At 66.5% G+C, this 23,491-nt stretch carries 23 protein-coding genes; 11 read left to right on the top strand and 12 right to left on the bottom strand.

Annotated features, from left to right (window positions below; translation table 11 throughout):
• Positions 1-192: 192 nt before the first annotated feature.
• The 3 genes from QZM35_RS26405 to fnr all read left to right on the top strand — a co-directional run bounded on the left by QZM35_RS26405 (position 193) and on the right by fnr (position 3,946).
• Entirely contained in the window at positions 193-2,187 is a 1,995-nt protein-coding gene (locus QZM35_RS26405) for a PAS domain S-box protein (protein WP_301777112.1), read from the top strand.
• The gene (locus tag QZM35_RS26410) at positions 2,184-2,831 is read left to right on the top strand and encodes a response regulator transcription factor (RefSeq protein WP_089434176.1); all 648 of its coding nucleotides are present in this window, start codon (positions 2,184-2,186) and stop codon (positions 2,829-2,831) included. Before QZM35_RS26405 ends, QZM35_RS26410 begins: the two co-directional genes overlap by 4 nt.
• Positions 2,832-3,172: 341 nt before the next feature.
• The gene (gene fnr / locus QZM35_RS26415; protein WP_089434175.1) at positions 3,173-3,946 is read left to right on the top strand and encodes a fumarate/nitrate reduction transcriptional regulator Fnr; all 774 of its coding nucleotides are present in this window, start codon (positions 3,173-3,175) and stop codon (positions 3,944-3,946) included.
• Positions 3,947-3,969: 23 nt separating this feature from the next.
• Here the strand turns inward: fnr and QZM35_RS26420 are convergent, their stop codons facing one another.
• Positions 3,970-4,959: a zinc-dependent alcohol dehydrogenase family protein gene (locus QZM35_RS26420; RefSeq protein WP_089429401.1), complete on the bottom strand. Its 990-nt coding sequence runs from the start codon at positions 4,957-4,959 to the stop codon at positions 3,970-3,972.
• Positions 4,960-5,133: 174 nt separating this feature from the next.
• Between QZM35_RS26420 and QZM35_RS26425 the strand changes: the two genes are divergently transcribed.
• The 4 genes from QZM35_RS26425 to QZM35_RS26440 are packed head-to-tail and all read left to right on the top strand — an operon-like array spanning position 5,134 to position 9,366.
• A complete protein-coding gene (locus tag QZM35_RS26425; RefSeq protein WP_089429400.1) occupies positions 5,134-6,135 on the top strand; it encodes a nitroreductase family protein in 1,002 nt (333 codons plus the stop codon).
• Between the two features lie 51 nt (positions 6,136-6,186).
• Positions 6,187-6,522 carry a c-type cytochrome gene (locus QZM35_RS26430; RefSeq protein ID WP_089434174.1) on the top strand — a complete coding sequence of 112 codons (336 nt, stop codon included), beginning with the start codon at positions 6,187-6,189 and terminating at the stop codon, positions 6,520-6,522.
• 22 nt (positions 6,523-6,544) lie between these two features.
• Positions 6,545-7,603 (top strand): LOG family protein, encoded by a 1,059-nt coding sequence (locus QZM35_RS26435; RefSeq protein ID WP_301777113.1) that lies wholly within the window; start codon positions 6,545-6,547, stop codon positions 7,601-7,603.
• A complete protein-coding gene (locus QZM35_RS26440; protein WP_089434172.1) occupies positions 7,600-9,366 on the top strand; it encodes a SulP family inorganic anion transporter in 1,767 nt (588 codons plus the stop codon). The genes QZM35_RS26435 and QZM35_RS26440 overlap by 4 nt, the downstream gene beginning before the upstream one ends.
• Before the next feature lie 98 nt (positions 9,367-9,464).
• Here the strand turns inward: QZM35_RS26440 and QZM35_RS26445 are convergent, their stop codons facing one another.
• The 7 genes from QZM35_RS26445 to QZM35_RS26475 form a co-directional block, all read right to left on the bottom strand.
• On the bottom strand, positions 9,465-9,704 hold the full coding sequence (locus tag QZM35_RS26445; RefSeq protein WP_089429396.1) for a hypothetical protein: 240 nt from the start codon (positions 9,702-9,704) through the stop codon (positions 9,465-9,467).
• Positions 9,705-9,754: 50 nt separating this feature from the next.
• A complete protein-coding gene (locus QZM35_RS26450; RefSeq protein WP_039353456.1) occupies positions 9,755-10,405 on the bottom strand; it encodes a BON domain-containing protein in 651 nt (216 codons plus the stop codon).
• 257 nt (positions 10,406-10,662) lie between these two features.
• A complete protein-coding gene (locus QZM35_RS26455; protein WP_089429395.1) occupies positions 10,663-11,097 on the bottom strand; it encodes an Hsp20/alpha crystallin family protein in 435 nt (144 codons plus the stop codon).
• 180 nt (positions 11,098-11,277) lie between these two features.
• Positions 11,278-11,553: a DUF1488 domain-containing protein gene (locus QZM35_RS26460; RefSeq protein ID WP_089429394.1), complete on the bottom strand. Its 276-nt coding sequence runs from the start codon at positions 11,551-11,553 to the stop codon at positions 11,278-11,280.
• 65 nt (positions 11,554-11,618) lie between these two features.
• Positions 11,619-12,089, bottom strand: coding sequence for a universal stress protein (locus QZM35_RS26465; protein WP_089429393.1), 471 nt, complete (start codon positions 12,087-12,089; stop codon positions 11,619-11,621).
• A gap of 143 nt (positions 12,090-12,232) precedes the next feature.
• Positions 12,233-12,706, bottom strand: a complete 474-nt coding sequence (locus QZM35_RS26470; RefSeq protein ID WP_301777114.1) for a hypothetical protein — start codon at positions 12,704-12,706, stop codon at positions 12,233-12,235.
• A gap of 328 nt (positions 12,707-13,034) precedes the next feature.
• Positions 13,035-13,916: an endo alpha-1,4 polygalactosaminidase gene (locus tag QZM35_RS26475; protein WP_301777115.1), complete on the bottom strand. Its 882-nt coding sequence runs from the start codon at positions 13,914-13,916 to the stop codon at positions 13,035-13,037.
• A 57-nt stretch (positions 13,917-13,973) separates the two neighbouring features.
• Between QZM35_RS26475 and QZM35_RS26480 the strand changes: the two genes are divergently transcribed.
• The 3 genes from QZM35_RS26480 (at position 13,974) to QZM35_RS26490 (ending at position 16,707) form a co-directional block, all read left to right on the top strand.
• Entirely contained in the window at positions 13,974-14,225 is a 252-nt protein-coding gene (locus QZM35_RS26480; RefSeq protein WP_301777116.1) for a hypothetical protein, read from the top strand.
• 620 nt (positions 14,226-14,845) lie between these two features.
• Positions 14,846-15,649 (top strand): hypothetical protein, encoded by an 804-nt coding sequence (locus QZM35_RS26485; protein WP_301777117.1) that lies wholly within the window; start codon positions 14,846-14,848, stop codon positions 15,647-15,649.
• A 56-nt stretch (positions 15,650-15,705) separates the two neighbouring features.
• A complete protein-coding gene (locus QZM35_RS26490) occupies positions 15,706-16,707 on the top strand; it encodes a fatty acid desaturase (RefSeq protein WP_301777118.1) in 1,002 nt (333 codons plus the stop codon).
• Positions 16,708-16,863: 156 nt separating this feature from the next.
• Here the strand turns inward: QZM35_RS26490 and QZM35_RS26495 are convergent, their stop codons facing one another.
• The 4 genes from QZM35_RS26495 to QZM35_RS26510 all read right to left on the bottom strand — a co-directional run bounded on the left by QZM35_RS26495 (position 16,864) and on the right by QZM35_RS26510 (position 21,572).
• Positions 16,864-17,856, bottom strand: a complete 993-nt coding sequence (locus tag QZM35_RS26495) for a chitinase (RefSeq protein WP_256976990.1) — start codon at positions 17,854-17,856, stop codon at positions 16,864-16,866.
• Positions 17,857-18,522: 666 nt separating this feature from the next.
• On the bottom strand, positions 18,523-19,233 hold the full coding sequence (locus QZM35_RS26500) for a lytic polysaccharide monooxygenase (protein WP_244115330.1): 711 nt from the start codon (positions 19,231-19,233) through the stop codon (positions 18,523-18,525).
• A gap of 477 nt (positions 19,234-19,710) precedes the next feature.
• Positions 19,711-20,748: a LysR family transcriptional regulator gene (locus QZM35_RS26505; protein WP_089434167.1), complete on the bottom strand. Its 1,038-nt coding sequence runs from the start codon at positions 20,746-20,748 to the stop codon at positions 19,711-19,713.
• A gap of 80 nt (positions 20,749-20,828) precedes the next feature.
• Positions 20,829-21,572, bottom strand: a complete 744-nt coding sequence (locus QZM35_RS26510) for an SDR family oxidoreductase (protein ID WP_089429386.1) — start codon at positions 21,570-21,572, stop codon at positions 20,829-20,831.
• A 205-nt stretch (positions 21,573-21,777) separates the two neighbouring features.
• Between QZM35_RS26510 and QZM35_RS26515 the strand changes: the two genes are divergently transcribed.
• The gene (locus tag QZM35_RS26515) at positions 21,778-23,343 is read left to right on the top strand and encodes a PLP-dependent aminotransferase family protein (RefSeq protein ID WP_174971201.1); all 1,566 of its coding nucleotides are present in this window, start codon (positions 21,778-21,780) and stop codon (positions 23,341-23,343) included.
• Positions 23,344-23,491 lie beyond the last annotated feature (148 nt).

Genomic DNA, 23,491 nt, shown 5'->3' on the forward strand with positions numbered 1-23,491 from the left:
ACGCGCGTCATCCGGTTGACGCCGGTCAAGCCGGCACGGCAACCGGCATACGCATCGGTCTCGATTGGCGAACGCAGACAAAACGCGCACAATTTCGGGCGACATCACCGTTTCGGCCCGCCCCGCGTTTCGTGCCTCGCGCCCGGCCAGCCGCCCGCCAGCCGCCGGAAAAATCCGTCAGGATGAACGGCCATGACAGTCAATGCGCCCTCCTTCAAGGCCGGGCCGGATCCGCGCAGGATTCGGCCTGCGCGATACGCGACCCTGGCCGCGCTGCTGACGCTGGCGCTCGGCCTGGCTGCGTCATTTGCCTGCGCCCGGCATCTACAGACCCGGGGGCAGGAAGCCGCCCAGGCACGCTTCGCGCAATCGGCGACGCTTGCGACGGCCGACCTCCGGCGCAGCCTCCTCGGCGCCGCTACCGTGTTGCGCGGCGCGCGCGGCTTCGCATCGACGCTGGCCATGCCTCAATCCGGCGACGCATGGCACCGCTACCTCGCCAGTCTCAATCTGGACGGTTTGCAGTCGCCCGTCCGCAGCGTTGGAAGAATCGAGCCGAGCGCCGACGACGACAATCAGGCGACCCGGCGGGCGCTGCAGCGCGCGGCGGAAACCGGCAAGACCGCGCTGGCCGCGAACGCAATCCAGGACAGCGCGGACACGACGATCGCCCGCACGGCGCTGACGCTGTATCTGCCGATTTATGCGAACGCTGAAGACGGGGCTTCGTCCGGGCCGCAGCATGCGCGCGCGACCGGATATGTTTATGCGGCGCTCGATCCGGAGCGTCTTGTCGATCCGTCGGTCCTGGATCGTCTGCACATGAAAATCACGGCCGACAACCCGGCGGCCCCCATCTATTCCGGCGGGTTCAGCGGCGACGACGCCACCACCGCCCGCGACATGCTCACGCGAACGGATACGTTGACGTTCGGCGGCACACCGCTCTCGCTGCGCTACAGTGCGCCGCCCGCCGATACGGCCGGATCCGCGATGGCCGTGATGGTGGCCGGAATCGCGCTGTCGCTGATACTGGCCGCCCTCGTTCGGCAGGCCGCCGTCAGGCAAATGTCGGGCGCCGTCCCCGGCGGCGAAGGCCAGCCGACCGAGGCCCGGATGATGGGCATCATCCGGTCATCGATGGAAGCGATCATTACCGTCGATGAAGGCCAGACGATCGTGATCTTCAATCCGGCCGCGGAACGCGTGTTCGGCGTCTCGGCGATGGAGGCGATCGGCGCGCCGCTCGCCCGCTTCATCCCCGAGCGCTTCCGCGCCGCGCACACGCGGCACGTCGAACAGTTCGGCGTGACGGGCGTCACCGAGCGGCAGATGGGACAGCAGCGCGTGCTGTTCGGCCTGCGCGGCGACGGTTCGGAGTTTCCGATCGAGGCGTCGATCTCGCAGATTCGCGACGGCACGGGCAAGCTGTACACGGTCATGTTGCGCGACGTCACCGAGCGCGTCCGGGCGGAAAATGCCCTCAAGCAGTCACGCGAGGAACTGCGCGACCTGTCCGCCAACCTGCAGAATGTGCGCGAGGAAGAAAAAACGCGGATTGCGCGTGAACTGCACGACGACCTCGGCCAACAACTCACGGCGCTCAAGATGGATCTCTCCGCCGTCGAACTGGGGCTCGCGGGCGTCGTCGCCCCTCACACCGGCGTGCGCGAGCAGTTGGGCGGCATGCATCGCCTGATCGATTCGACCGTGGCGTCGGTTCGACGCATTGCGGCCGATCTGCGGCCGGTGATGCTCGATGACCTGGGCCTCATCCCGGCGATCGAGTGGCTGGTCAATGATTTCACGCATCGCTACCGGATCACGGTCGACCGGGACATCGCCCCCGTCGATACCGCGTTCACTAGCACCGGTGCCACGACGCTGTTCCGCATCGTGCAGGAAGCGCTCACCAATGTCGCGCGCCACGCCGATGCGACGCAGGTGACGCTCGCCTTGAAAGTGGAAGACGGCTACTGCGTGCTGCGCATCGCGGACAACGGCCACGGCGCCCCGGAGAACACGCACGACGAGCGCGATCGTCCGTCGTTCGGGCTGATCGGCATCCGTGAACGCGCGCACATGCTCGACGGCACGGTGACGATCGACAACCGGCCCGGAACGGGGTTCACGATTACCGTGGCGCTACCGCTTCATGCCATCCAGCAAGGAGATGTGCTGTCATGATCAGGGTACTCATCGCCGACGACCACGCCCTCGTCAGGGACGGCCTGCGGCACATCCTGCAGAGCGCGAGCGGCTTCGAAGTCGCGGGCGAAGCGAGCGACAGTGCATCCACGATCGCGCTCGTGCGGGACACCCCCGCGAATGTCCTGGTGCTCGACCTGTCGATGCCGGGCCGAAACGGCGTCGAACTCATCAAGCAGATCAAGGACGAGAAACCGGCATTGCATATCCTCGTGCTGACAATGCATGCCGAGCAGCAATACGCGGTGCGCGCGTTCCGCGCCGGCGCGTCCGGCTACATGACCAAGGAGAGCGCGAGCGCCGAGCTGGTGGCGGCGCTGACCAAGATCGCGGCCGGTGGCGTCTACGTCAGCCTGACGATGGCCGAGCAGTTCGCGCAGAGCCTGAACGAGCCGGCCGATCTCCTGCCGCACCAGCGCCTGTCCGATCGCGAGTTCGACGTGTTCCGGCGCGTCACCACCGGCGAGTCGATCTCCGAGATCGCGGAAGCGCTTTGTGTCAGCGTCAAGACGGTCAGCACGTACAAGACGCGGATACTCGAGAAGATGCAGATGCCGAACGACACGGCGCTCGTGCGCTATGCGATGCGTCACAAGCTGTTCGACGACCCGGACGATCTCTGATGCGGCTCCGGCGCACGACCGGTGCGCCCCCGCGTCGCCCCGCCAGGATGCCGCGCCTCTGTAGGAAACGTCCTACAACCCTTCCGCGTGTCCTACCGCATCTTCAATTGCGGCTGATTTCCGTCGCGGCGCGCGCCGTCCATACTGCGTATCAAGAAAAACAAGCAAGCGTGCCTCCCGGAGCAAAGGCCGCATCACCATCGAGACCGGCGTACCGGTCTCCTGGCCCTCCGGTGTGGTTCCCCATCAGGTAGGCGGCAGACGCCGGGGCCGCCGATACGACGGCCAGCGCGAACCTGCACGACAGCGATTCGCCGCCGCCCCAAGCACTGGAGCCGATCATGCAGAGCCATGCCGAAGTCTCGCCGACCATGCCGTTACGCCCGTTCATTCCGCTGCATCCCGTCGAACGGGTGGACCAGCCGAAGCGCGCCGCGTCCCGTTGCTCGACGTGCGCGTTGCGTACCGTCTGCATGCCGGCCGACCTTTCGCCTGACGATTTCGCGCGTGTCGACGCGATGATCTGCACGACGCGGCACGTCCGGCGCGGTGAAACGCTGTTTCGCGCAGGCGACACGTTCAACAGCATCTATGCGGTCCGGACCGGGTCATTCAAGACCATCGTGATGCATCGCGACGGCGACGAGCAGATCACCGGCTTCCAGATCGTCGGTGAATCGCTCGGGCTCGACGGCGTGCACACCGGGCACCACAACGGCGACGCGATCGCGCTAGAGGACAGCACCGTCTGCATCATTCCGTTCGGCCAGCTCGAGCAGATGTGCCGCGAAGTGCGGCCGATGCAGCATCACGTGTACCAGATGATGAGCGGCGAAATCGTCCGCGAATCCGCGCTGATGCTGCTGCTCGGCACGATGACCGCCGAACAGCGCGTGGCCGCGTTCCTGCTGAACCTTTCCACCCGCTTCAAGGCGCGCGGCTACTCGGCCGCCGAGTTCGTGCTGCGGATGACGCGCGACGAGATCGGCGAATATCTCGGGATGAAGCTCGAAACCGTCAGCCGGATGATGTCGAAGTTCCAGCACAAGGGGCTCGTCGCGGCGCAAGGCAAGCAGATCCGCATCGTCGATCCGGAAGGCCTTGGGCAAATCTGACCTCGCTGTGTGCGGCGGGCGCATCAGCCGCGCATGGCGAGCACCGCCGCCCCCGACAAACGCCCGGAGCGCAAGTCGTCGAGCGCACGGTTCGCGTCGGTCAGCGCATAGCGCACGGCCTCGACCCGCAGCGGCATCGTATCGGCGACCCGCATGAATTCGACCGCATCCGCGCGCGTCAGGTTGGCGACCGACACGATACGGCGCTCGCCCCACAGCCACGCGTACGGAAAGCCCGGTATGTCGCTCATGTGGATGCCGCCGCATACGACGATCCCGCCTTTGTCGACCGCGCGAAGCGCTGTCGGCACCAGTGCCCCCACCGGCGCGAAGATGAGCGTGGCGTCGAGCGCCTCGGGAGGCGCTTCGTCGCTGCCGCCGGCCCACGCGGCACCGAGTGAACGCGCCAGCTGCTGCGCCACGGTATCGCCCGGCTTCGTCAGCGCAAACACCTTGCGTCCCTCGATATGCGCGACCTGCGCGACGAGATGCGCTGCCGCACCGAAGCCGTAGATGCCGATGCGCCGTGCATCGCCCGCCATGCGCAAGGTTCGATAGCCGATCAGGCCGGCACACAGCAGTGGCGCGGCTTCGAGATCGGTGTAGCGCTGCGGCAGATGCACGCAATACCGGTGGTCGGCGACGGTGCACTCCGCATAGCCGCCGTCGATCGTATAGCCGGTGAATCCCGGGCTGTCGCACAGATTCTCACGGCCCGTCGTGCAATACGCGCAATGGCCGCACGTCAAGCCGAGCCACGGCACACCGACGCGGTCGCCCACGACGAAGCCCGTCACGCCCGCGCCGAGCGCACGCACCGTGCCGACGATCTCGTGCCCCGGGATCAGCGGCAGCTTCGGATGCGCAAGCTCGCCGTCAACGACGTGGAGATCGGTCCGGCATACGCCGCATGCGTGTACGTCGATCAGCAACTGGCCCGCCGCCGGCAACGGGTCCGGCACGCGCGCCTCGCGCAGATGCTGTGTCGTGCCGTCAAACATCATCGCAAACATGCTCGCCTCCCCGCGCACGCATGTTCGTGCGCGTCACCTCTCCACGCTAGTCGCTCCGCGCCCCGAACGCATGGCCCGGTGACGGGCGCTTGATGTGGGTCAACGGCGGACAGACGGTTGCTGACACGATGAAGTGACATGACGCCCCCCGTGTGGCGACCAGGAGATGATCGAATGGTATCCGTTCCCCCACTAGCCGCAAGCGCCCACCCTGAAGCACATCTGAGGTCGCTGCTGGCCTACGCGGTGCTGGCCCCGTCCAGCCACAACTCGCAGCCGTGGCGGTTCATCGTCGACGGCCCCACGATCGCGGTCTGCGCGGATCGCGTGCGCGCGTTGCCCGTCATCGATCCGTTCGATCGCGAGCTGCTCATCAGCTGCGGTGCGGCCCTGCTCAACCTGCGCGTCGCGCTCGATCACGCCGGGCTCGCCCACACGATCAGCACGTTCCCGTCCGACATCGATCCCGATCTGCTGGCGCTGGTCCGGGTGTGCGACGACGGCTATTCCGACGCGTCGCTCGGCGCGCTGTTCGATGCGATTCCGGAGCGCGTCACGACGCGTGCGCCGTTCGAATCGACGGCTGTTCCGGACACGCTGCAGCGCGAGCTGATCGCGGCCGGTGTCGCGGAAGGCGCCGAGATCACCTGCGTCGACTCGATCGCGCATCGCGCACGGGTGGCCGAGCTGGTTGCAGAGGCCGATCAGGAGCAGTTCGCGGACCCGCGCTTCAGGCGCGAACTGGCGAGCTGGATCGATCCGCGCCGCCACGTCGACGGCATGCCGGCGTTCGCGGCCGGCGTGCCGACGCTGCTGGACTTCGCGGCGCCCGTCGTGACGATGGCGGTACGGACGTTCGATCTCGGTAACGGACTGGCCGCGCTGCATCACCAGCTCGTCGGCGCGTCGCCGTTGGTCGTATGCATCTCGACCGTGCGCGACGATCGCGACGCGTGGCTCGCCGCCGGACAGGCGCTGGAGCGCGTCCTGCTCGTCGCGACGCGCGCAGGCTATACGGCGTCGTACCTGAACCAGCCGATCGAGACGACCGAGCTGCGCGCCCACCTGCGTCACATGCTCGGGCTGCACGGCGAACCGCAGTTGCTATTGCGTGTCGGGCACGGCCCGCATACGCCGCACTCGCCGCGTCGCCCGCTCGACGAAGTCGTTTCGTGATCGCGCCCGGCGGCACGGCGCGGCCTTTCTGATCCGGACGAGGAAAAAATCATGAACCTCCTGCGTTGCGCCGCCTTCTGCGTGACCGTCACGGCGGCCAACCCGGCCGCCGCGCAGACGGCCGTGCCCGAGCCGACCGATCTCGTCAATGCGCAGCACTGCATGTTCTGCCACACGTCCGACATGACGTTCCTCGGGCCGTCGTTCCACGACATCGCGCAGCGCTACCGCGGCGATCCGGCCGCCGCGCCTGAACTGGAACGCAAGCTGCGCGTCGGCGGCCGCGTGCACTGGGGCGACACGCCGATGCCATCCGCCGAGGATCGCGGCGGCCCGCTGTCCGCCGACGACGCGCACCAGCTCGTGCAATGGGTGCTGAGCCAGTAACCGGCCCGCCAGCCAGCCGCTCATGTCGACCGTCGTCAAACGCGTTCCCGTCGGTACCGCGCGAGGTGGAGTGCGCCGCCGTGCCGCAGCCGGCCTGACGTCGGCGGCCGCGCCCGGCAAACGCGCTCGCACACGGCCCGATGCGATCGTCGGCAACGACCGCGTCCAGCGCATCCCGCATCGCGCGCCGCGTCTCGCCAACCGTCCGGACTGCACGCCCGCCGACGACGATGCCACCCTCCTGCAGCGCGCGGGCATGCGCGGCATCCGGCTGCAACTCGACTACTGGAAGGCCGAGGAACGCCTGCAGAACGAACGCATCGGCCATGCCGTCGTGATCTACGGCAGCACGCGCATCGTTGCCCCGGCCGTCGCGAACGCGCGGCTGAACGAAGCCAATCGCCTGCTCGCGGCGCGGCCGCACGATGCGGGCCGGCGTCACGCCGTCGCGGCGGCGAGCCGGCTCGTCGAGCACAGCGTGTATTACCGCGTCGCGCGCGAATTCGGGCGCATCGTCGGCCACGCCGACCGGTGCACGCGCGCCGCGCGGCTCGCCATCGTCACCGGCGGCGGCCCGGGCATCATGGAGGCCGCCAATCGCGGCGCATACGAGCGCGGCGCGCCGAGCATCGGCTTCAACATCGAGCTGCCGCGCGAACAGGCACCGAATCCGTACATCACGCCCGGTCTCTGCTTCCGGTTTCACTATTTCGCGATCCGCAAGCTGCACCTGCTCGAACGCGCGAAGGCGGCGGTATTCTTCCCCGGCGGCTACGGCACGTTCGACGAGCTGTTCGAAGTCCTGACGCTGCTGCAGACGCGCAAGATCCCGCCGCTGCCGGTCATCCTCGTCGGCGAAGCGTACTGGCGCCGCGCGGTGGATCTGGCCTTCCTCGCCGACGAAGGGATGATCGCTCGCGCCGATCTCGACCTGTTCACGTACTGCGAATCCGCCCCGGACATCTGGCACGCGATCGGCGGCTGGTATGCGCGGCGGCGCACGGCGCGGCCGGTGCGCCGCCGCACGACGCCGAAGCCGAAGCCGAAGCCGAAGCCGAAGCCGAAGCCGAAGCCGCAATGAACCGGCCGCTTTCCGCCCGCGTTGCCCACCTGTTCCCGGGCTTCACCATGCTCGCGAACTACCGGCGCGCATGGTTCTCGCGCGATCTCTATGCGGGCATCGCGCTGTCGGCCGTGCTGGTGCCCGTCGGCATGAGCTATGCCGAGGCGGCCGGCCTGCCCGCCATCACGGGGCTCCATGCGTCGATCGCCGCGTTGCTCGCGTATGCGCTGCTCGGCCCGAGCCGGATCCTCGTCCTCGGCCCGGATTCGGCACTGGCCGCGCTGATCGCCGGCGCCATCGCCCCGCTCGCCGGTCACGATCCGCAGCGCGCCATCGCGCTCGCCGGCGCGCTGGCGCTGTTGGCCGGCACGATCTGCATCCTGCTCGGCGCGCTCCGCCTCGGCTTCGTCACCGATCTGCTGTCGCGTCCGATCCAGTACGGCTACCTGAACGGCATCGCCATTGCGCTCGCGATCGGCCGGTTGCCGGAACTGCTGGGCATGCCGGTATCGGGCGGCGACGTGTTCGCCAGCGTGCCGCGCATCGTGCAGGCGCTCAACGCACACCGGTTTTCCATTGCCGCGACCGCGCTCGGCATCGGTACGCTCACCACCATTTTTCTGATGAAACGCATGATGCCGCGTGCGCCCGGCGTCTTGATCGCGGTGCTGGCGGCAACCGTCATCGCGCAGGTGCCGCGGCTGCACGGCGTGGCCACGATCGGCGCCCTGCCTGCCGGTGCGCCCGTGCCGCATCTGCCGGCCGTCTCCGTCGCCGATCTGGTCGCGCTTGCGTCCGGCGCGATCGCCGTAGCGCTGGTGTCGTTCGCCGACATCAGCATGCTGTCGCGCGCACTGTCCACTCGCGCGGGCGACACACCGGACCGCAACCAGGAACTGGTCGCTCTGGGCGCCGCCAATCTGCTGGCCGGCGTGATGCACGGGTGCGCGGTCAGCAGCAGCGCATCGCGCACGCCCGTCGCGATTGCCGCCGGTGCGCAAAGCCAGGTCACGAATCTGGTCGCGGCGGCCTGCATCGCGCTCCTGCTCGCCGCCGCCCCGGCGCTGCTGACCCTCGTCCCGCGCGCGGCGTTGGCCGCCGTGGTGATCTACGCGGCGTTCGGCATCGCGGACGTCCGCAGCGTCGTGCGGCTGTACCGGATGCGCCGCGGCGAATGCCTGATTTCGGTGCTGTGCTTCGCAGGCGTGATCGGCATGGGCGTCGTGCCCGGCATCCTGCTCGCCAGCGCGCTGTCGCTGCTGTCGTTCGTGTGGCGCGCGTGGCATCCGTACGATGCGGTGCTGGGCCGGCTCGCCGGCGTGCGCGGCTATCACGACGTCGCGCGGCATCCGGACGCCGTGCCGATACCGGGACTCCTGCTGTTCCGCTGGGATGCGCCGCTCTTCTACGCGAACGTCGAGATTTTCTGCGAGCATCTGCACGCGGCGATCGCGAAGTCCGCGCCACCGGTTGCGCGCGTCGTCATCGCGGCCGAGCCCGTCACCGATATCGACATCAGCGCCGCGGACCGGCTCGTGATGCTGGGCGAGGAACTCCGGGAACGGAAGATCGCGCTGGACTTCGCGGAAATGAAGGGCCCGGTGAAGGATCGCCTGCGCGCCTACGGGCTGTTCGACGTGTTCGGTCGCGCCAGTTTCTTCCCGACCGTGACCGACGCCGTCGCGCATCATGTCGGGCGGCAACGCAGACATGCACGCGACGACGAACCGGTCCCGCGCGCGGCGCTGCCGCGTGCCACCCGTGATCGGTCGGACGGCTAGGCACGTCGATGTCGATGCACACGCGATGCGACGCCGGCTGCGTCGCGTGGCGAACGAAACGCCGGCACCCGTGCGACACGTGCACGGGCGCCGCGACCTCACACCGTGAACGTGTTCGACTTCCTCATTTCGACCCACGTCATCCCGACGCGCAGCCCGTCGATCGCGGCTTCGCGCTCGGTGCCGTGGGTCCGGCTGTGCGCGAACGTACGCTCGCACGCGCCCTCCGGCGACACCAGCGTCACGTGGATCCTGCAACGATAGCCGCCCGTTCCGGCGACGATCGTCTCGATCGCCACCGACCAGTCCGCGTCGTGCACCTCGCCTGACAATGTCATTTGATTCCCCTTTCCGCGCGCACTGCGCATCCGGTTGCCGCTTGCCGGCGTTACTCGACGACCAGATCGTCGACGACGGCGCGCACGCCGCGCGCCGACCATGCCGCCCCGCGCACGGCCTTGCGCTCGGAGAACGAGCCGACCTTGCCGGACAGCCGCACCGTGCCGTCGCGCACCTCGATCGCGATGTGCTTCGCCTCGCGCTCCGCATGGCGCATGATCGCGCGCTTGATGTTGCCGCCGATGTCGGCCGAACCGATCGTCCCCTGCACCGCGATATGGTCGGTCACGCCGGTCACGCTGCGCATCTGCGAGATCGCCCGCACGGCGAGGTGGCTCTGGTACGCCCATTCGACCCTGCCGGACAGCGTGATCCAGCCGTGTTCGACCTGCACCTTCACCGCGTCGTCGTGCAGCCCGACCGTCCAGTGCAGCACCGAACGCACCGCGTTCGCGATGTCCTCGTCGGTGCGGACGTCGTCGTCCGGCAGATGCACGGTCATGTCGACGACGAGCGCCTTGACGCCGGCCACGCGGTTCGCCGCCCGCTCGATCGCCAGCTTCTCCGCATAGCTCGGCGGATGACCCGAGAGCGTCACGATCCGGTTGACCACCTCGACACCGATACGTGTCGCGTCGATCGCCGGGTCGGACTCCAGTTCGTCCTGAACGTCCTGCTTCAACTGCTTGTCGGTCTTCATCGCCTGCACTCCTGTGAGCCGCGGCGCGCCAGTCCGCCGCACATCTCCAGAGTTGCACACGCGCGGCCGGGGATCGCTGATGCAGGTCAACGGACGCCGCCCGACGCGCAGACGGAGCGCTCCCGCGCCGGCGGCACCGGATCGAATGCGCAGGCGTTCGCGCGACCGCCACAATGAAACGGCGCGCGGATCGCTCCGCGCGCCGGTATCTCCGTTCGGACGACGCGTGCCCGCATCGCCCGCTGCCTGCTCTCCGATCAGCTGATGGCCAGTTTCTTCTGCGCGACCGGCGCCTTCTTCGGGAGCGTCAGCGACAGCACGCCGTCCTGGTAAGTCGCCGTCGCGTTCGCGTCGTCGATCTCGCCCGACAGCGAGAACGAGCGGCTGATCGCACCGCTGTAGCGCTCGCGCCGGATCACGCGTTCGCCCTCCTTCTGCTCCTGGTTGCGCTCGATCTTCGCGTGGATCGATACGGTGCTGCCCGTCACCTGGACGTCGATGTCGTCCTTGGCGACGCCCGGCAGTTCCGCGTTGACCTTGTACGCCTCGTCGCTTTCCGTCACGTCGATCTTCATCGAGGCCAGATCGGGCTCGTCCGTCAGCGTCATTCCGCGCAGCGGCCTGAACAGCCCCTGAAACAGGTCGGCGACGGGTTCGATCGAAAACGGATCGTAACGCGTGACATTGCTCATGGTTCGCACTCCTTGAACGATAGACAAGCGGCCCGCGCGTTCGTCCCGCCCGCGCGACGCCATGATGGAGACCGGATTGGCGCGGCACCGTGTGCCGCACAACGGACGAACGATCATCAGGATTCCAGTGTAAGTGCCCGTATCGGCACGCGCTTGATGCGCGTCAACGACTGCGGGCGCTCACGTGCAGAACCGGAAATAGCCGCTGTGAAGCAGAATCGGCCGCCCGCCCATCTCCTCGAGCAGGCAGCGTGCGGCGCGCTCGATCGCGGGACGGTGGCGGGCAAACGCATCCACGAGATCCTGCTCGCACGGCGACGCCGCGCGGAAGTGATCCTCCAGCGCTTCCGCGGTAATCGCGCAGCGCACGCGGTGGCCTTCGACCAGCGCCGGAAAGGTCAGTGCCGGATCCAGGCCGCAATACGTCGGATGTTCGGAAGGAAACGAGATCTGCATGATGGCCACCTCGGCAGGTTGCGCACGGGCAGGCGCCGGCTGGCGGCGCTGCGTGCATGGCGGCCCTACGCCGCCGCCGCGGCCGGTGCGGCGTCGGTGCCGCGCATGAGCAGGACCGGGCAGCTCGATCCGCGCAGGAACCGTTCGGCGACGCTGCCGAGGAACAGCCGCCGGACCCCGCGCCGCCCGTGAGTGCCGACCACCGCGAGATCGATCGACCGCTCGGCGACGTAGCGCTGCAGCCGTTCGGCGACACTCTCGCCCAGCTCGGTCTCGACGAGTTCCGTCTCGCCGTTGACCGCAGCATGCGCGATGGTTCGTTCGACGTGTCGCAGGACCGACGCGCCGTCGCGCCGGATCTCGTCGAGCAATGCATCCGGGTCCAGGCGCCCGCTGTAAGTGATCAGCAACGACTTGTCGACGACGAAAACGGCGAACAGGCGCGCACCGCACGAGCGCGCCACCTTCAAGCCCTCGTCGAGCGCGCGTTGCGATGAAGGGCTGCCGTCCACGGCGACCATGATGTTCGTGTACATACCGACCTCGCTGGATGACCCGATGCGCCGGCGGCGTTCGGCCTGGTTTTCATCATCGGCGTTCGCCGGAAACGGGCGTTGACGGAGGTCAACGGTTCGGAATCACGCGGAAACCGGCAGACGCACGGACGCGAGACGCCGGATCATCGCGGCACGACCGGCGCCGTCGGCACGTCGGACGAACGCGCCGGGTTCCCGTATGACCGGAAGCCTCGCTCGATGTCGAGGATCTTCGCCGCGCACGCGTCGTACCGCCAGCCCGGGCCGCCGTCGCTGGCGTACATGCCCTTGCACATCGCCTTGAGCCGGATCATCGACGCGCCGCCCGACGTCGTTCGGGAGGCCCACAGATACACTTCTCCGGCCAGAATCGGCGCCGCCGTTTCGATCGTGTCCGCATCGGCGCGCGTGATCCGGGTCGACGAATGCGCTTCGACGTAGCCGCGTGCGAAGTGCCATGCGCGGTCGCATTCGGCAGGCGTCGAACACTGCAGCACCGCGGCCTGGCGCGTCGCGAACAACTGCGTTTCCGTCGACCGGAAGGCCGCGTTCCGTTCCGCGCCGGCGCACGCGGCCAATGCAAGGAGCACGCCGAGCGCCCATAACCGTTGGTTCATCACCCTGCCCCGCAACGCATCGCGTTCCGCCCGCCAGCGGGCGGCATGAACACGCCCGGCGCGAATCCGGCCCCGTCGCCGCCGCCATCCCGCATGCGGCGCGCAGTGGCGTGCGGCATCGCGCGAGCGCTCGACTCGACTGTATGGCCTGCGTGGGGAATGCGGTTGACCTGCGTCAATGGCCGGCCCGGGCGACGCGGGCCGCGAACCGGAATGCTGTCGATGCCGCACCGATGCCTGGGCGCACGCACCCGTCCGTGCGCGCAGTCGCGATGCCCGCGTCGTCATCGCGGCCGATGCGATCGCACTCGGCGACGCGCGCCGCCGCTCACTCGAACCGGCAGGCCGCGCGCGGCAGCGCCGCCAGCGTGTCGCTCGACAGTTTCAGAATGCCGTCGAAATTGGCCTGGTTGTCCGCCGGGCAGAAAGCCGCGAGCGTCATGCCGTCCGGGCGCGTGTACTCGACATTGAACACGGCCTTGTTCAGCGCGATGAAGCTCGCGTAGTCGCCGCACTCGTGGAACCTGTTGCATTGCTCGTTGAGCGCCCAGTCGGCCACTTTCGCCATCGCGGCAGCAATACCCGAGCCGTTCTTGAGGCCCATCGACATCCCGCGATCGTGCGCGGCGGCGATCAGCGCCGTGTTGTACCGCAGCTGATCGTCACGCGTCAGCGGAAAGCCCGTCTCCTGGCGATAGCTGTCGTCGAGATCCGGCTCGATGCCGTCGCAGCCCTTTTTCTTCGCCTGGTCGAGCCGCGCCAGCATCAGCGGCATCAGGATCGCGGTCTGGCGGATGTCCAGCCAGCGTTCGTGATCCTCATACCCTTCGACGGGGTTGCCGAGCACGCTGTCCGGAAACTTGCCGGCATCGCCACGCGTGTCCTCGCGCCCGCCCACCTCCATGTAGCAGACCACATAGATGCCCTTCGCCTTCAGGCGCTGGATCGTGCCGGCATCGGTCAGCTCCATGTCGACGTCGAACATCTTGCGCGGGTTGTTCACGCCGTCCAGCACCGTCTCGTTGATCCGGTTGCCGTCGATCTGCCATTGCCAGCTCGTGCCGGGCACGAGCGGTTTCCACGCGGCGCCCTGCGAGGCGCGCACGGAAGTGGCCGCGAATGCGCTGCCGGGCGCGGACGAATCGGAGTCGCCTCCGCACGCCGCGAGCAGCAGCATCAGCACGAATGAAGCGAACGATCTTGCGGACATGGCGAATCCCTTGCCTGTTGGGCGGCTTGTCAGGATGCGAGGGTGCGAGGGAGACACGTGCAGCGGAATGCGGGCGATGCATCTGCCGATACTGCGGTGGTGCGCGAATGCGCGAGGTACGTGCGGATGGTAGGCGGGAACACTGCGCCCATCTGTTCCGATTTGTCGATTTTTGTGGGCATGGTGGGGCGCCGGCAAGCCGTCAACCTCGTGATGGTCAAGAACCGCCGACGCGCGGCGGCCGCAGCCGGAAAAATCGGATTTTTTGCATTGAACACCGTTAACGCATCAAAAGCAAAAATAAAATGACTTTGATTTCCAGAACCAAAAATGGAACCGATGTCACGATATTTTTATTTACATCATTTCAACCACTCCAATGAATTATTCAATTCATGAAGGCAATTCGTGGATGCCACCTCCATCTCTTCAATCCATTTTCACGGCGACACGAGCCTCCTCCCCGAGACCCGCCACACAAGCCGATATCAGCCATTCATTTCATGACATCGCGCTCTTTTTCGACAACCATCAGCCTCATCATTCAAATGAAATCAACAATGAATAAATCGATTGAATTTGTTTGACAATCAAACGCAAGGATAATTAAAGTCGTCGCCGACGATGCGCGGGTCGCCTCTCGATTCGCGCAATCCCCCACCATCACCAGGGCAAGCAAGGCGATGAATTCAATTGATGGCAGCACCGCGGGCGGGACCCGCGTCGAGCCCAACGGCGCCCGCCACCGGCCACTCCGGATACGCCGCGGAACGGTGGCGGACACATCGGGAATCTGCGCGCTGTTCGAACGGGAATACGGCGACTCGTCGCACCCCTGTCTCGATGCGGGCTACGTGAGGCGCGCCGTCTCGAACAAATCGGAGCTGTGGTTTGTCGCCGAAGAGGAGACGCAAGCCACGATCGGTTGCATGAGCGTCAGCTACAACGCGCAGAATCGCTCGTGGGAATACGGCCGCGCGATGATTTCCCGGCACCATCGTCACCTGGGCGTCCTGTCGGCGCTGATGCAATCCGCGATCGACACGTTGCCGGCCGCGGATCACGACCTGGCGTTCGCGATTGCCCGCACCGATATCGCGCTGCGTGCGTTGCTGCGTCATCTCGACGGCGTCGTGGTCGGACACGACGGGTCACCCGACAGCGCGCACGGCGTGCGTGAACATCACGTCATCGCGCTCGAGAAATTCCGCTCGCCAAGCTTCAGGCATTGCCTGCCGCTTTCCCCAATCTTCCGCGAGTCCGACATCCTGCGCGGCGCGATCTTCGAGCCGCTCGGTGTCGCCGGTACGCCGGCACCGTATCCCGATACCTGTTTCTGGGGGCATGGGCACGAGTGCGCGGACGACTTCACGTTTCGTGTCGACGAGCGGGCCGATGCGATCTATCTCTGCCAGCATGCAGGCGGCCCGTTCATGGCCGAGCGCGACGTCACGGCCGACCTGCTGCGTTTCCTGAAACGGCGCGGCACGACGGCCTATGTCGGCGCGATCGTGCTCGCCGACAAGCTGACCCTGGTCAAGGCGATGCTCGAAGCCGGCTTCCGCATCACGGCCTATTTGCCGGCGTGGCACTGGAGCCGCGGCGCGCGCTACGACTGCCTGCTGCTCGCCCGGCGCGACAACGGGTTCGCGAGCAAGAACGGACTCGACGCACACATCGACGGGCTCGATGCCGCCTACCGCGAGATCGGCCAACGCATCCTGTCCACCTGAGATCCGCGCCGGCCACGCGCCGCGCCCCCCATCAATCCACTTAATCGAGGTAGCACATGACCCAAGACGAATGGCGCTCGGTCAAGGCAATATTGCCGAACGGACCCACCGGACACCTGACGCTCGCGCTCTGGTTCGCCGATGTCGCATTGCTTGCCGCTGCGTGGGTGCTCTGGCTCGCCGGCGGGCCCGCACGCATCGCCGCGCTCGTCCTCGCCACGCTCGCGCTGATTCATCTCTATCTGATCTTGCACGAGGCACTGCACAACGCCGCATCGCGTACTCGCGCGTGCAACGAGGCCATCGGCCATCTCTGCGGATGGATCATCGGATTGCCGTACCTGCCGCGGCGCAGATCGCATCTGGGCCATCACGCGTGGACCGCGCACCCGACACGGGATCCGGAGAATCGCAAGATGATCCAGAAGTTTTCCGTGATGACGGAACGCGGCGCGCGTACGCTCGAATTCATCTGGCGGCACTGGATCCCGATGATGGCGTTCAATCATTTCCTCAGCCACTGGATCGCACCGTTCCTGCACCGCGATACGCCTGCGCATCGCGCGAAATCGAATACCGAGATCGCATTCAGCGCGCTCTACCTGGCCGGCTATGCGGCGGTCGGCGCGCTGGCGTATCGTGCGGGCGTGCTCGGCAGCCTCATCGCGTTCTCGACGATCCTGTGGATCGTGTTGCTGATGGCCGTCGAGCTGCTCAACCTTCCGCATCACGCCGAGATCCCGCTGCTGGCCGACGACGCGGCACGCCCGCCGCTCTGGGAGCAGGACGTGGTGTCGCACAGCTGCGCCAACGTTCCCCTCTGGTCACGCTGGGTGATCCTGAATTTCAACCTTCACGTCGCCCATCATGCGTACCCCTGGTTGCCGTGGTACGACCTGCCTCGCGCACAACGGCTGCTCGATGCAGTCTCGACGGCCGAGGCGCCGCGCCAGACCCACGAGTGGGCATTCGCCGTGACCAAGCGACGCCGGCCGCTGCTCGAACTGATGGGGCACTTCTTCGACAAGCGTGGCGCGTCGTCCCAGGGCGGACGCTGACGCTCCGCCCTAGCGAGCGCATCCGTCGGGTGCCGGCGGCCCGGCCCGCGACGACAGCGGCGCCTCCGGTTGCCGGTCGAGGAAATCGGAGACCATGCGAAACGTCGTCGCCATCATCCGGGCGGCCCGCATGGTCTCCTCCCTGCCCGGCTTCGTTCATTTACCGGGCGCCAGGCGGTTGGCAAACCGGTTCGTATAACCGAGCGTACCGACACCGCCGATCGAATTGCACGTCGACGATGCGGCGCCGGGCGGACAATCGACGTCCCGGTCGAACGACCAGAAGTGGACACCCGCGAGACCGTTCTGTTTCACGAACTGCGCCACGGTGTCCGCGTCCGCCGGCGTGAAGGTTTCGCCGACCACATCGTTGCCGCCGATCATCGGCGTCAGCTCGATCTGGCTGTACGGTACGCCCCAGTGATCGTGCAGGTTCATCGCGGCCTGGATCGCCGACTGCCCCATCTGGCAGGTGCCGTTCGCGACCACGCAGTTCCCCGCGCTAGCCGACCCGTAGTCCATCGTCATCAGGTCGATGGTGTAGTTCTTCAGGCCGGCCGCCTGAATCGCCTGCATGACCCAGTCGCCGTATATGTTGAAGCTGTCGGGGGCGCTGGCACCCCACGAGCTTGCCGTGCTCGCGCCCTGCTGGGAAGGCGCCAGTGTCGCCAACGTGAAGCTGAAGCGCAGGCCGGGATATTTCCGCTGGGCGACGGCCACGCGCTGGACGAGATCGTTGATCACCTGTTGCGTCTGCCCGCCCTCGATGTCGAAATCGATGCCGATCAGGTTGCTCGATGCATAACGATCGATGAAGGCCGCCATGCCCGCATCCGTCCCGCACGTGAACATGCCGGCCGCGCCGCCGGTGGAAATCACGTAATTCACGTTGGCCGCGGTGAAGAGCGGCACATTGGCAGCCGCCATCGCGCCGCCGTCGACGCCCGCCCAGTTCTCGCTGCCGCATTCACCGGTCGCGAACGCGAGCGTCAGCGTACGGACACCGGTTGGCAGCACCGACAGCACCGGGCTCAGCTGACCCGTGACGTTCGTCGAGATGACGTTCGTGTTCCAGTTCATCGAAATCGTCGCGTCCTTGTACGGGCTATAGACGAATGCCGGCGCCGTGCCGGTACCCGATGTACCCAAGGCACCCGCCGCGGCAGCGCCGGTGCCTAACAACGACCCTGCCAGCAGAAGCGCCAGCGCGCCCCTCAAGGTCGATCGCCGCACGATTCCGGTTTGCTGGTTGCGCTTCATTTTCATGCCCTCGATTCCGGTCTGGCTCATGATTTCCCCTTTCGATTGACAAAGCTCCGCCCAGGTCGAATTCAAAAGAAATCAACCTTACAAATTGCCACTTGAAGAAAAATTCCGATATTGATTCCGTCTTTATCTCAACGACGGAAAACAATTCGACGGCCGATGTAGTGATCCTTCAATCCAGCGCCGGCACTTCGATTTGTTATACTACATAATTATCAGGCATCAACCCTGGAATCGATTATTTCCATCAATATCGGAACCCGAAATATTCACGTGATCGCATCGCCATATTGCAATTGTCGCGATTCGATAATTCAAACGGATAGCTCGCAGCCATCCGACTGATTGTTCAAATCGACGAAATTCAGGCGATGCGATCCGGCCGTAAGACGGCGTCGCGCGGGTGGGCGGAGAGGCAATGATGGGGCTGCTTCGGCAAGCCGGGCTGAACACTGCCCGGTCGGTCGGCGAGCGCATCCGCGCTCCTGAGCGGCGTTCTTCCATTCATGACGCCCCGGCCATCGCCGGGCGCGCCATGTCGCAGCCGTATCAGAACGGGCTGCGAGTCGTATCGCCGTTGGTGAACGTCGCATCGACGACCTGATAGAACGCCATCGCCGTATCCGCGACTTCCCAGACCGCCAGGATGACGTGGTAACCGCTACGCACCGGCAACCGGCATTGGTGAATGGTCGGCTGCTGCGGCACCAGGTTCGCGTTCGGGTCCCAGTAAGGCTGGCCGGGATTCTGGATCGTGCAAAACGGCGTGGGCTCGAACTGCGCGCGCGTCAGCTTTTCCGACGGGTTCCAGTCGGCGCGTGTAATGAAGTAGTTCCAGCGACGGGTCTTGTGCACGGCGCTGAATTCCCATTTGAAATTCTGCAACGCGCCCGGCCGCAGCGGGATCTTCTGCCAGCGGCTCGGCGACTGCTCGTTCAGCACCGGCAGTGGGCCATTGGTACTGGCGCCGGCGATTTCGCCGTCCGGCGGCGGTGCGGCATTCTTCGCGTCGGCCGGCGCGAACGGATCGGACAGGCCGCTTTGCGTCGCGGGGAAGAACTTGCCGTTCTCCATCGCGTTCGCGTGCCACGCGTCGACGTGACAGTTCGGATTCTGCCCTTGCGTGCACAGCACGATACGCGAAGGCGGTTCGGTCAAACGGCCGTGCGCGTGAGCACCGGCCGCCGCGACCAGCAGTGCCACGCCGGTCAACGCGCATGGCACCACGGAAGCAACGTATCTGCGGATGATCTTGTTCATGAGCCCTCATGACGTCGATGTCGGAACGGATATGCGCGTGTCGGGCCTGCCGCAGGATCCCCGGCAGGGGTTCCTGTCGACACGGCGTCGCGCACACTGATCGGCAAAAGCGGCAACCCGATGAAACCGCGGCACGCGATGATGAATCGCCGCGTTTTCTGACAAATCACTTTCACCGAACCGAACCTTATCCGCAAAAACCTGAAAAATAAACGTCCCGTATTGATAGTTTTTTAATTTTAATCAAACGACCGATTCGTTTTTAATTTCAGCCTGTTTTGTCTCGGCTTTAATTGCGCGACATTGAATAAACCGCCAATTCATTAAAACACTTTATCGATCATTCGGCAGGTGGCTTTGCGCACTCGACTTGCCCTGCGTGGTTCGTCGTTGCTTCGATCGATGAAAAAATCGTGGCCGGTGGAAGATGTCCATGCAAGCCGCCGGACCGCCCGCTTCCCCCAAGCCCTTTATTCTTCAAGCCGCCAATCCCGGCGACGAAGCAACCGTGAGATCCCGGTTGAACTGCGTCATGCAGTTCAGGTCGAGCGCGCGAATCTGCTCGGTCATGAAATCGACGAAGATGCGGATGCGCGTCGGCAGGTGTTGCCGGCTCAGATAGCAGATGTAATGGCCGCGATCTTCCGGCACATGCTTCGCCAGCGCGACGACGAGCGCCTTCGATGCGAGATGGTCGCGGATCTGGTAGCCCGCCAACTGTGCGATGCCCGCTCCGTTCAGCACCGCGCGCAATACCAGGTCCGCGTCGTTGAACGTGAGGCGCGAGGTCGGCAGGTACTTCCGCGGGCGGCCGTCGACATTGAACTCCCATTCGAACAGGCGTCCGCTCGCGAACCTGAAATTGATGCACGCGTGCCGGTCGAGATCTTCCAGGCTCTGCGGGAGCCCGTGCGTCGCCACGTACGACGGCGCCGCACAGAGTGCCATCTGCATCGGAATCAATTGGCGCGCGATGATGCTGGAATCCTCGATGCGCCCGTTGCGGAACGACACGTCGATCCGCTCGGACACCAGGTCGATCGGCCGGTCGTCGAGCAGCAGGTCGATGTCGATGTCCGGGTACGCGTCCGCGAATTTGGCCAGCAGCGGCGCCACGATCTTCCTGCCGAAGCCCACGGCCGAGCTGATGCGAATGAGGCCGCGCGGCGGCCCCTGCCGCAACTCGAGCATGTCGTTCATGGCTTCCACGATCTGCGCGACGCCCTGATGGCAGTTCTCGTAGAAGCGCCGGCCCTCGCACGTCAGTTCGGTCGTGCGCGTGGTTCGCTGGAACAACCGCGTGCTCAGTTGCGCCTCGAGCTTCTGGACGTTCCGGCTCACGGCCGGCCGCCCGACGCCGAGCCGTTCGGCGGCCTTGGTGAAGCTGCCCTCGCTCGCCACGGCAACGAATGCCAGGATGCCCGCATAGCTCGCGCCAAAGCTCGCCGACAGGGCATTGGCGCGACCGGCCAGGTCGCGCCGCACGCTGTACTCCGATGGTTCCGAATGATTCATTTTCCGCTGCCCCCATGCCAATCATCCCGATTGCCCGCGATCCGCGGGCGCCTGCGAACCGTCACATGTGCGAACGCGAATCAGCCTCGCGCCAGCCACGCGTCGAGGCCGATGCGGCCGAGTCGCGCCTTCCCGAGCGGCACCAGCGAGGTTTCCTCGACGCGGCCGCCGTAGTAGCGGGCTTCGCGGTCGGTCACCACCGCGCGCGGATCGCCGACCGATTTCAGGTAGCGCGCGACGATCTCCGCGAACGGCGCGCGATCCGGGCCCGCGATCTCGACCGTGCCGTTCTGCGGCCCGCCAAGCGCGATCTGCGCGACGAGCGCCGACACGTCTTCCGCGGCGATCGGCTGGAACAGGCCGTCGCCGATGCGGACCGTGCCGTCTTGCGTGCTGAAGTCCGCGATGCCGCCGATGAATTCCATGAATTGCGTCGCGCGCACGATCGTGTACGGCACGCCCGCCGCTTCGATCGCCTGCTCCTGCGCGACCTTGGCCAGGAAATAGCCGTTCTCCGGCATCCGGTCGCAGCCGACGATCGACAGCGCGACGTGATGGCGCACGCCCGCGGCCACTTCGGCCTTGCCGAGATTGCGTGCCGCCGTGCGGAAGAAGTCCAGTACCGCCTGCGGCTCCCACGACGGCGCATTCGCGACGTCCACCACGACATCCGCATCCGTCAATGCTTCGGCCAGGCCCTCTCCCGTGACGGTATTGACGCCGGTGCTCGGCGAGGCGGCCAGCGCCTGATGACCCGCTTCGGCGAGCAGCGTGACGACACGCGAGCCGATCAGGCCCGAACCACCGATGACAACGATTTTCATCGCACAATCTCCTGACGATTTAATTTGACGGCAATGCGACCGGGCGTGACGGGTGCCGGATCCGGAGGTGGCGGTCATGTCCGTCGCATCGCGTGACGCAATTGTGGAAGAATCATGTCCTATCCATCAGTGCCAAGAATCGGCGATCGGACTAGTCCAAGCTGGATCCGATCCTGTCCCTGCGTGCGTTACCTGAGAAGCCGCGATGTCTGAGCCCACTCTTCCGCTGACCATTGAAATCGACCGGCAGCACCAGTTGCCGCTCTATCTGCAGATTTGCGAGCGGTTCCGGGCCGCGATCGCCGCCGGCCACCTGCGCCCCGGCGACCGCGTACCCGCGCTGCGCGGCCTGGCGACGCAATTGAACACGGCGCGCGGCACCGTCGAACAGGCCTATACGATCCTGGTCGACGAGGGCTATCTGCAGATGCGCGGCGCGGCAGGCACGTTCGTCTCGCCGTCCTTGCCGATCTCGCTGACCCGCGCGTCGCCGCCGCGCACCGGTACCCCGCCGAACCGGCCCGGCGAACCGGCGGCCCCGCCGCCGGCGTCGACGCCGGCTCCTTCGGCGCCTTTGGCCCGGTCAGCCCCGTCGACCCCGCCCGCCGACCTCCAGCCTCCGCGGCGCCCGCAGCCGATCGCCGTCGCGCTGAGCGGCGAGCCGAGCCCGCTGCAACCCGGGCTCCCGGCGCTCGATGCGTTTCCGCGCAAGGTCTGGCACCGGCTCGTGTCGCTGCGCGCACGCAGCGGCGAACGCGCGCTGCTCGGCTATCCGAATCCCGCCGGCTACCGGCCGCTGCGCGAACACATCGCCACCTATCTGACGCTGTCGCGCGGCGTGACCTGCGTGCCGGACCAGGTCTTCGTCACCGGCGGCTACCGCGCCACGCTGGAACTGATGCTGCGCAGCCTCGCACGGGCGAACGACCGCGTGTGGTTCGAGGATCCCGGCTATCTGCTCGCCCGCGGCTTCCTGTCCGAGACCGGCGTGCAGCTCGTCCCCGTGCCGGTGGACGACGAAGGGATCGACGTCGCGCGCGGCATGCAACTGGACCCGCAGGCCCGCTTCGCGCTGGTGACGCCGTCGCATCAGAGCCCGCTCGGGCATACGCTGTCGCTGTCCCGCCGCATCGCGCTGCTGGACTGGGCCGCCAGGACGTCGGGGTGGATCGTCGAGGACGACTACGACAGCGAGTTTCGTTATCTCGGCCGCCCGCTGCCGGCGCTGAAGAGCCTTGACCGACGCGATCACGTGATCTATTGCAGCACCTTCAGCAAGGCGATGTATCCCGGCCTGCGGCTCGCCTACGCGGTCGTGCCCGAGCGCGCGGTGGAGCGGGTCGAGCGCGTGGCATGCAGCATGAATGCCGGTTCGCCGCCTCTCCTGCAGGCCGCCCTCGCCGACTTCATCGAGCAGGGGCACTTCGCGCGGCACCTGAAGCGGATGCGCGCGCTGTACGGCGAGCGCCGCATGCTGATCGTGCACGCGCTGCGGCAGGCGTTCGGCGAGCGGATGATCGTCGAATTGCCGGCGGGCGGCATCCAGTTCGCGGTGCAGTTCACCGACGGGCCCGACGGACCGGTCGACGACGTCGCCGTCGCTGCCCGCGCGCGCGTCGCCGGCCTGGCGGTCCTGCCGCTGTCGATCTGGTATACGAACAGCCACACGCGACAAACGCCGCGCGGCCTCGTCATCGGGTTCGCGAACATCGTCGACGCGGACGAAGCGCAGCGTCACGCACGAACGCTGCGCGCCTGCCTGGACCGCTGACGCGCGGCGCGCAACGGCCGGGCGTCGCGTCACGATCCCGATTGGTGCCCGAAGGGAAACATTGAATCGCCCGGGACGGCCATACCGTGGCCGATCGTGCTCCTCTAGCATGGAGGCGTCTTTTCCCGGAGACCCGCCAGGGATCGCA

Origin of the sequence: Burkholderia sp. AU45274 (assembly GCF_030482505.1) — a bacterium.
GTDB lineage: Bacteria > Pseudomonadota > Gammaproteobacteria > Burkholderiales > Burkholderiaceae > Burkholderia.

Bases quoted from the DNA above. Each gene is read 5' to 3' on its own strand.
- QZM35_RS26405 (WP_301777112.1), top strand. From the start codon at position 193: ATGACAGTCAATGCGCCCTCCTTCAAGGCCGGGCCGGATCCGCGCAGG.
- QZM35_RS26410 (WP_089434176.1), top strand. From the start codon at position 2,184: ATGATCAGGGTACTCATCGCCGACGACCACGCCCTCGTCAGGGACGGC.
- fnr (WP_089434175.1), top strand. From the start codon at position 3,173: ATGCAGAGCCATGCCGAAGTCTCGCCGACCATGCCGTTACGCCCGTTC.
- QZM35_RS26420 (WP_089429401.1), bottom strand. From the start codon at position 4,959: ATGTTTGCGATGATGTTTGACGGCACGACACAGCATCTGCGCGAGGCG.
- QZM35_RS26425 (WP_089429400.1), top strand. From the start codon at position 5,134: ATGGTATCCGTTCCCCCACTAGCCGCAAGCGCCCACCCTGAAGCACAT.
- QZM35_RS26430 (WP_089434174.1), top strand. From the start codon at position 6,187: ATGAACCTCCTGCGTTGCGCCGCCTTCTGCGTGACCGTCACGGCGGCC.
- QZM35_RS26435 (WP_301777113.1), top strand. From the start codon at position 6,545: ATGTCGACCGTCGTCAAACGCGTTCCCGTCGGTACCGCGCGAGGTGGA.
- QZM35_RS26440 (WP_089434172.1), top strand. From the start codon at position 7,600: ATGAACCGGCCGCTTTCCGCCCGCGTTGCCCACCTGTTCCCGGGCTTC.
- QZM35_RS26445 (WP_089429396.1), bottom strand. From the start codon at position 9,704: ATGACATTGTCAGGCGAGGTGCACGACGCGGACTGGTCGGTGGCGATC.
- QZM35_RS26450 (WP_039353456.1), bottom strand. From the start codon at position 10,405: ATGAAGACCGACAAGCAGTTGAAGCAGGACGTTCAGGACGAACTGGAG.
- QZM35_RS26455 (WP_089429395.1), bottom strand. From the start codon at position 11,097: ATGAGCAATGTCACGCGTTACGATCCGTTTTCGATCGAACCCGTCGCC.
- QZM35_RS26460 (WP_089429394.1), bottom strand. From the start codon at position 11,553: ATGCAGATCTCGTTTCCTTCCGAACATCCGACGTATTGCGGCCTGGAT.
- QZM35_RS26465 (WP_089429393.1), bottom strand. From the start codon at position 12,089: ATGTACACGAACATCATGGTCGCCGTGGACGGCAGCCCTTCATCGCAA.
- QZM35_RS26470 (WP_301777114.1), bottom strand. From the start codon at position 12,706: ATGAACCAACGGTTATGGGCGCTCGGCGTGCTCCTTGCATTGGCCGCG.
- QZM35_RS26475 (WP_301777115.1), bottom strand. From the start codon at position 13,916: ATGTCCGCAAGATCGTTCGCTTCATTCGTGCTGATGCTGCTGCTCGCG.
- QZM35_RS26485 (WP_301777117.1), top strand. From the start codon at position 14,846: ATGAGCGTCAGCTACAACGCGCAGAATCGCTCGTGGGAATACGGCCGC.
- QZM35_RS26490 (WP_301777118.1), top strand. From the start codon at position 15,706: ATGACCCAAGACGAATGGCGCTCGGTCAAGGCAATATTGCCGAACGGA.
- QZM35_RS26500 (WP_244115330.1), bottom strand. From the start codon at position 19,233: ATGAACAAGATCATCCGCAGATACGTTGCTTCCGTGGTGCCATGCGCG.
- QZM35_RS26505 (WP_089434167.1), bottom strand. From the start codon at position 20,748: ATGAATCATTCGGAACCATCGGAGTACAGCGTGCGGCGCGACCTGGCC.
- QZM35_RS26510 (WP_089429386.1), bottom strand. From the start codon at position 21,572: ATGAAAATCGTTGTCATCGGTGGTTCGGGCCTGATCGGCTCGCGTGTC.
- QZM35_RS26515 (WP_174971201.1), top strand. From the start codon at position 21,778: ATGTCTGAGCCCACTCTTCCGCTGACCATTGAAATCGACCGGCAGCAC.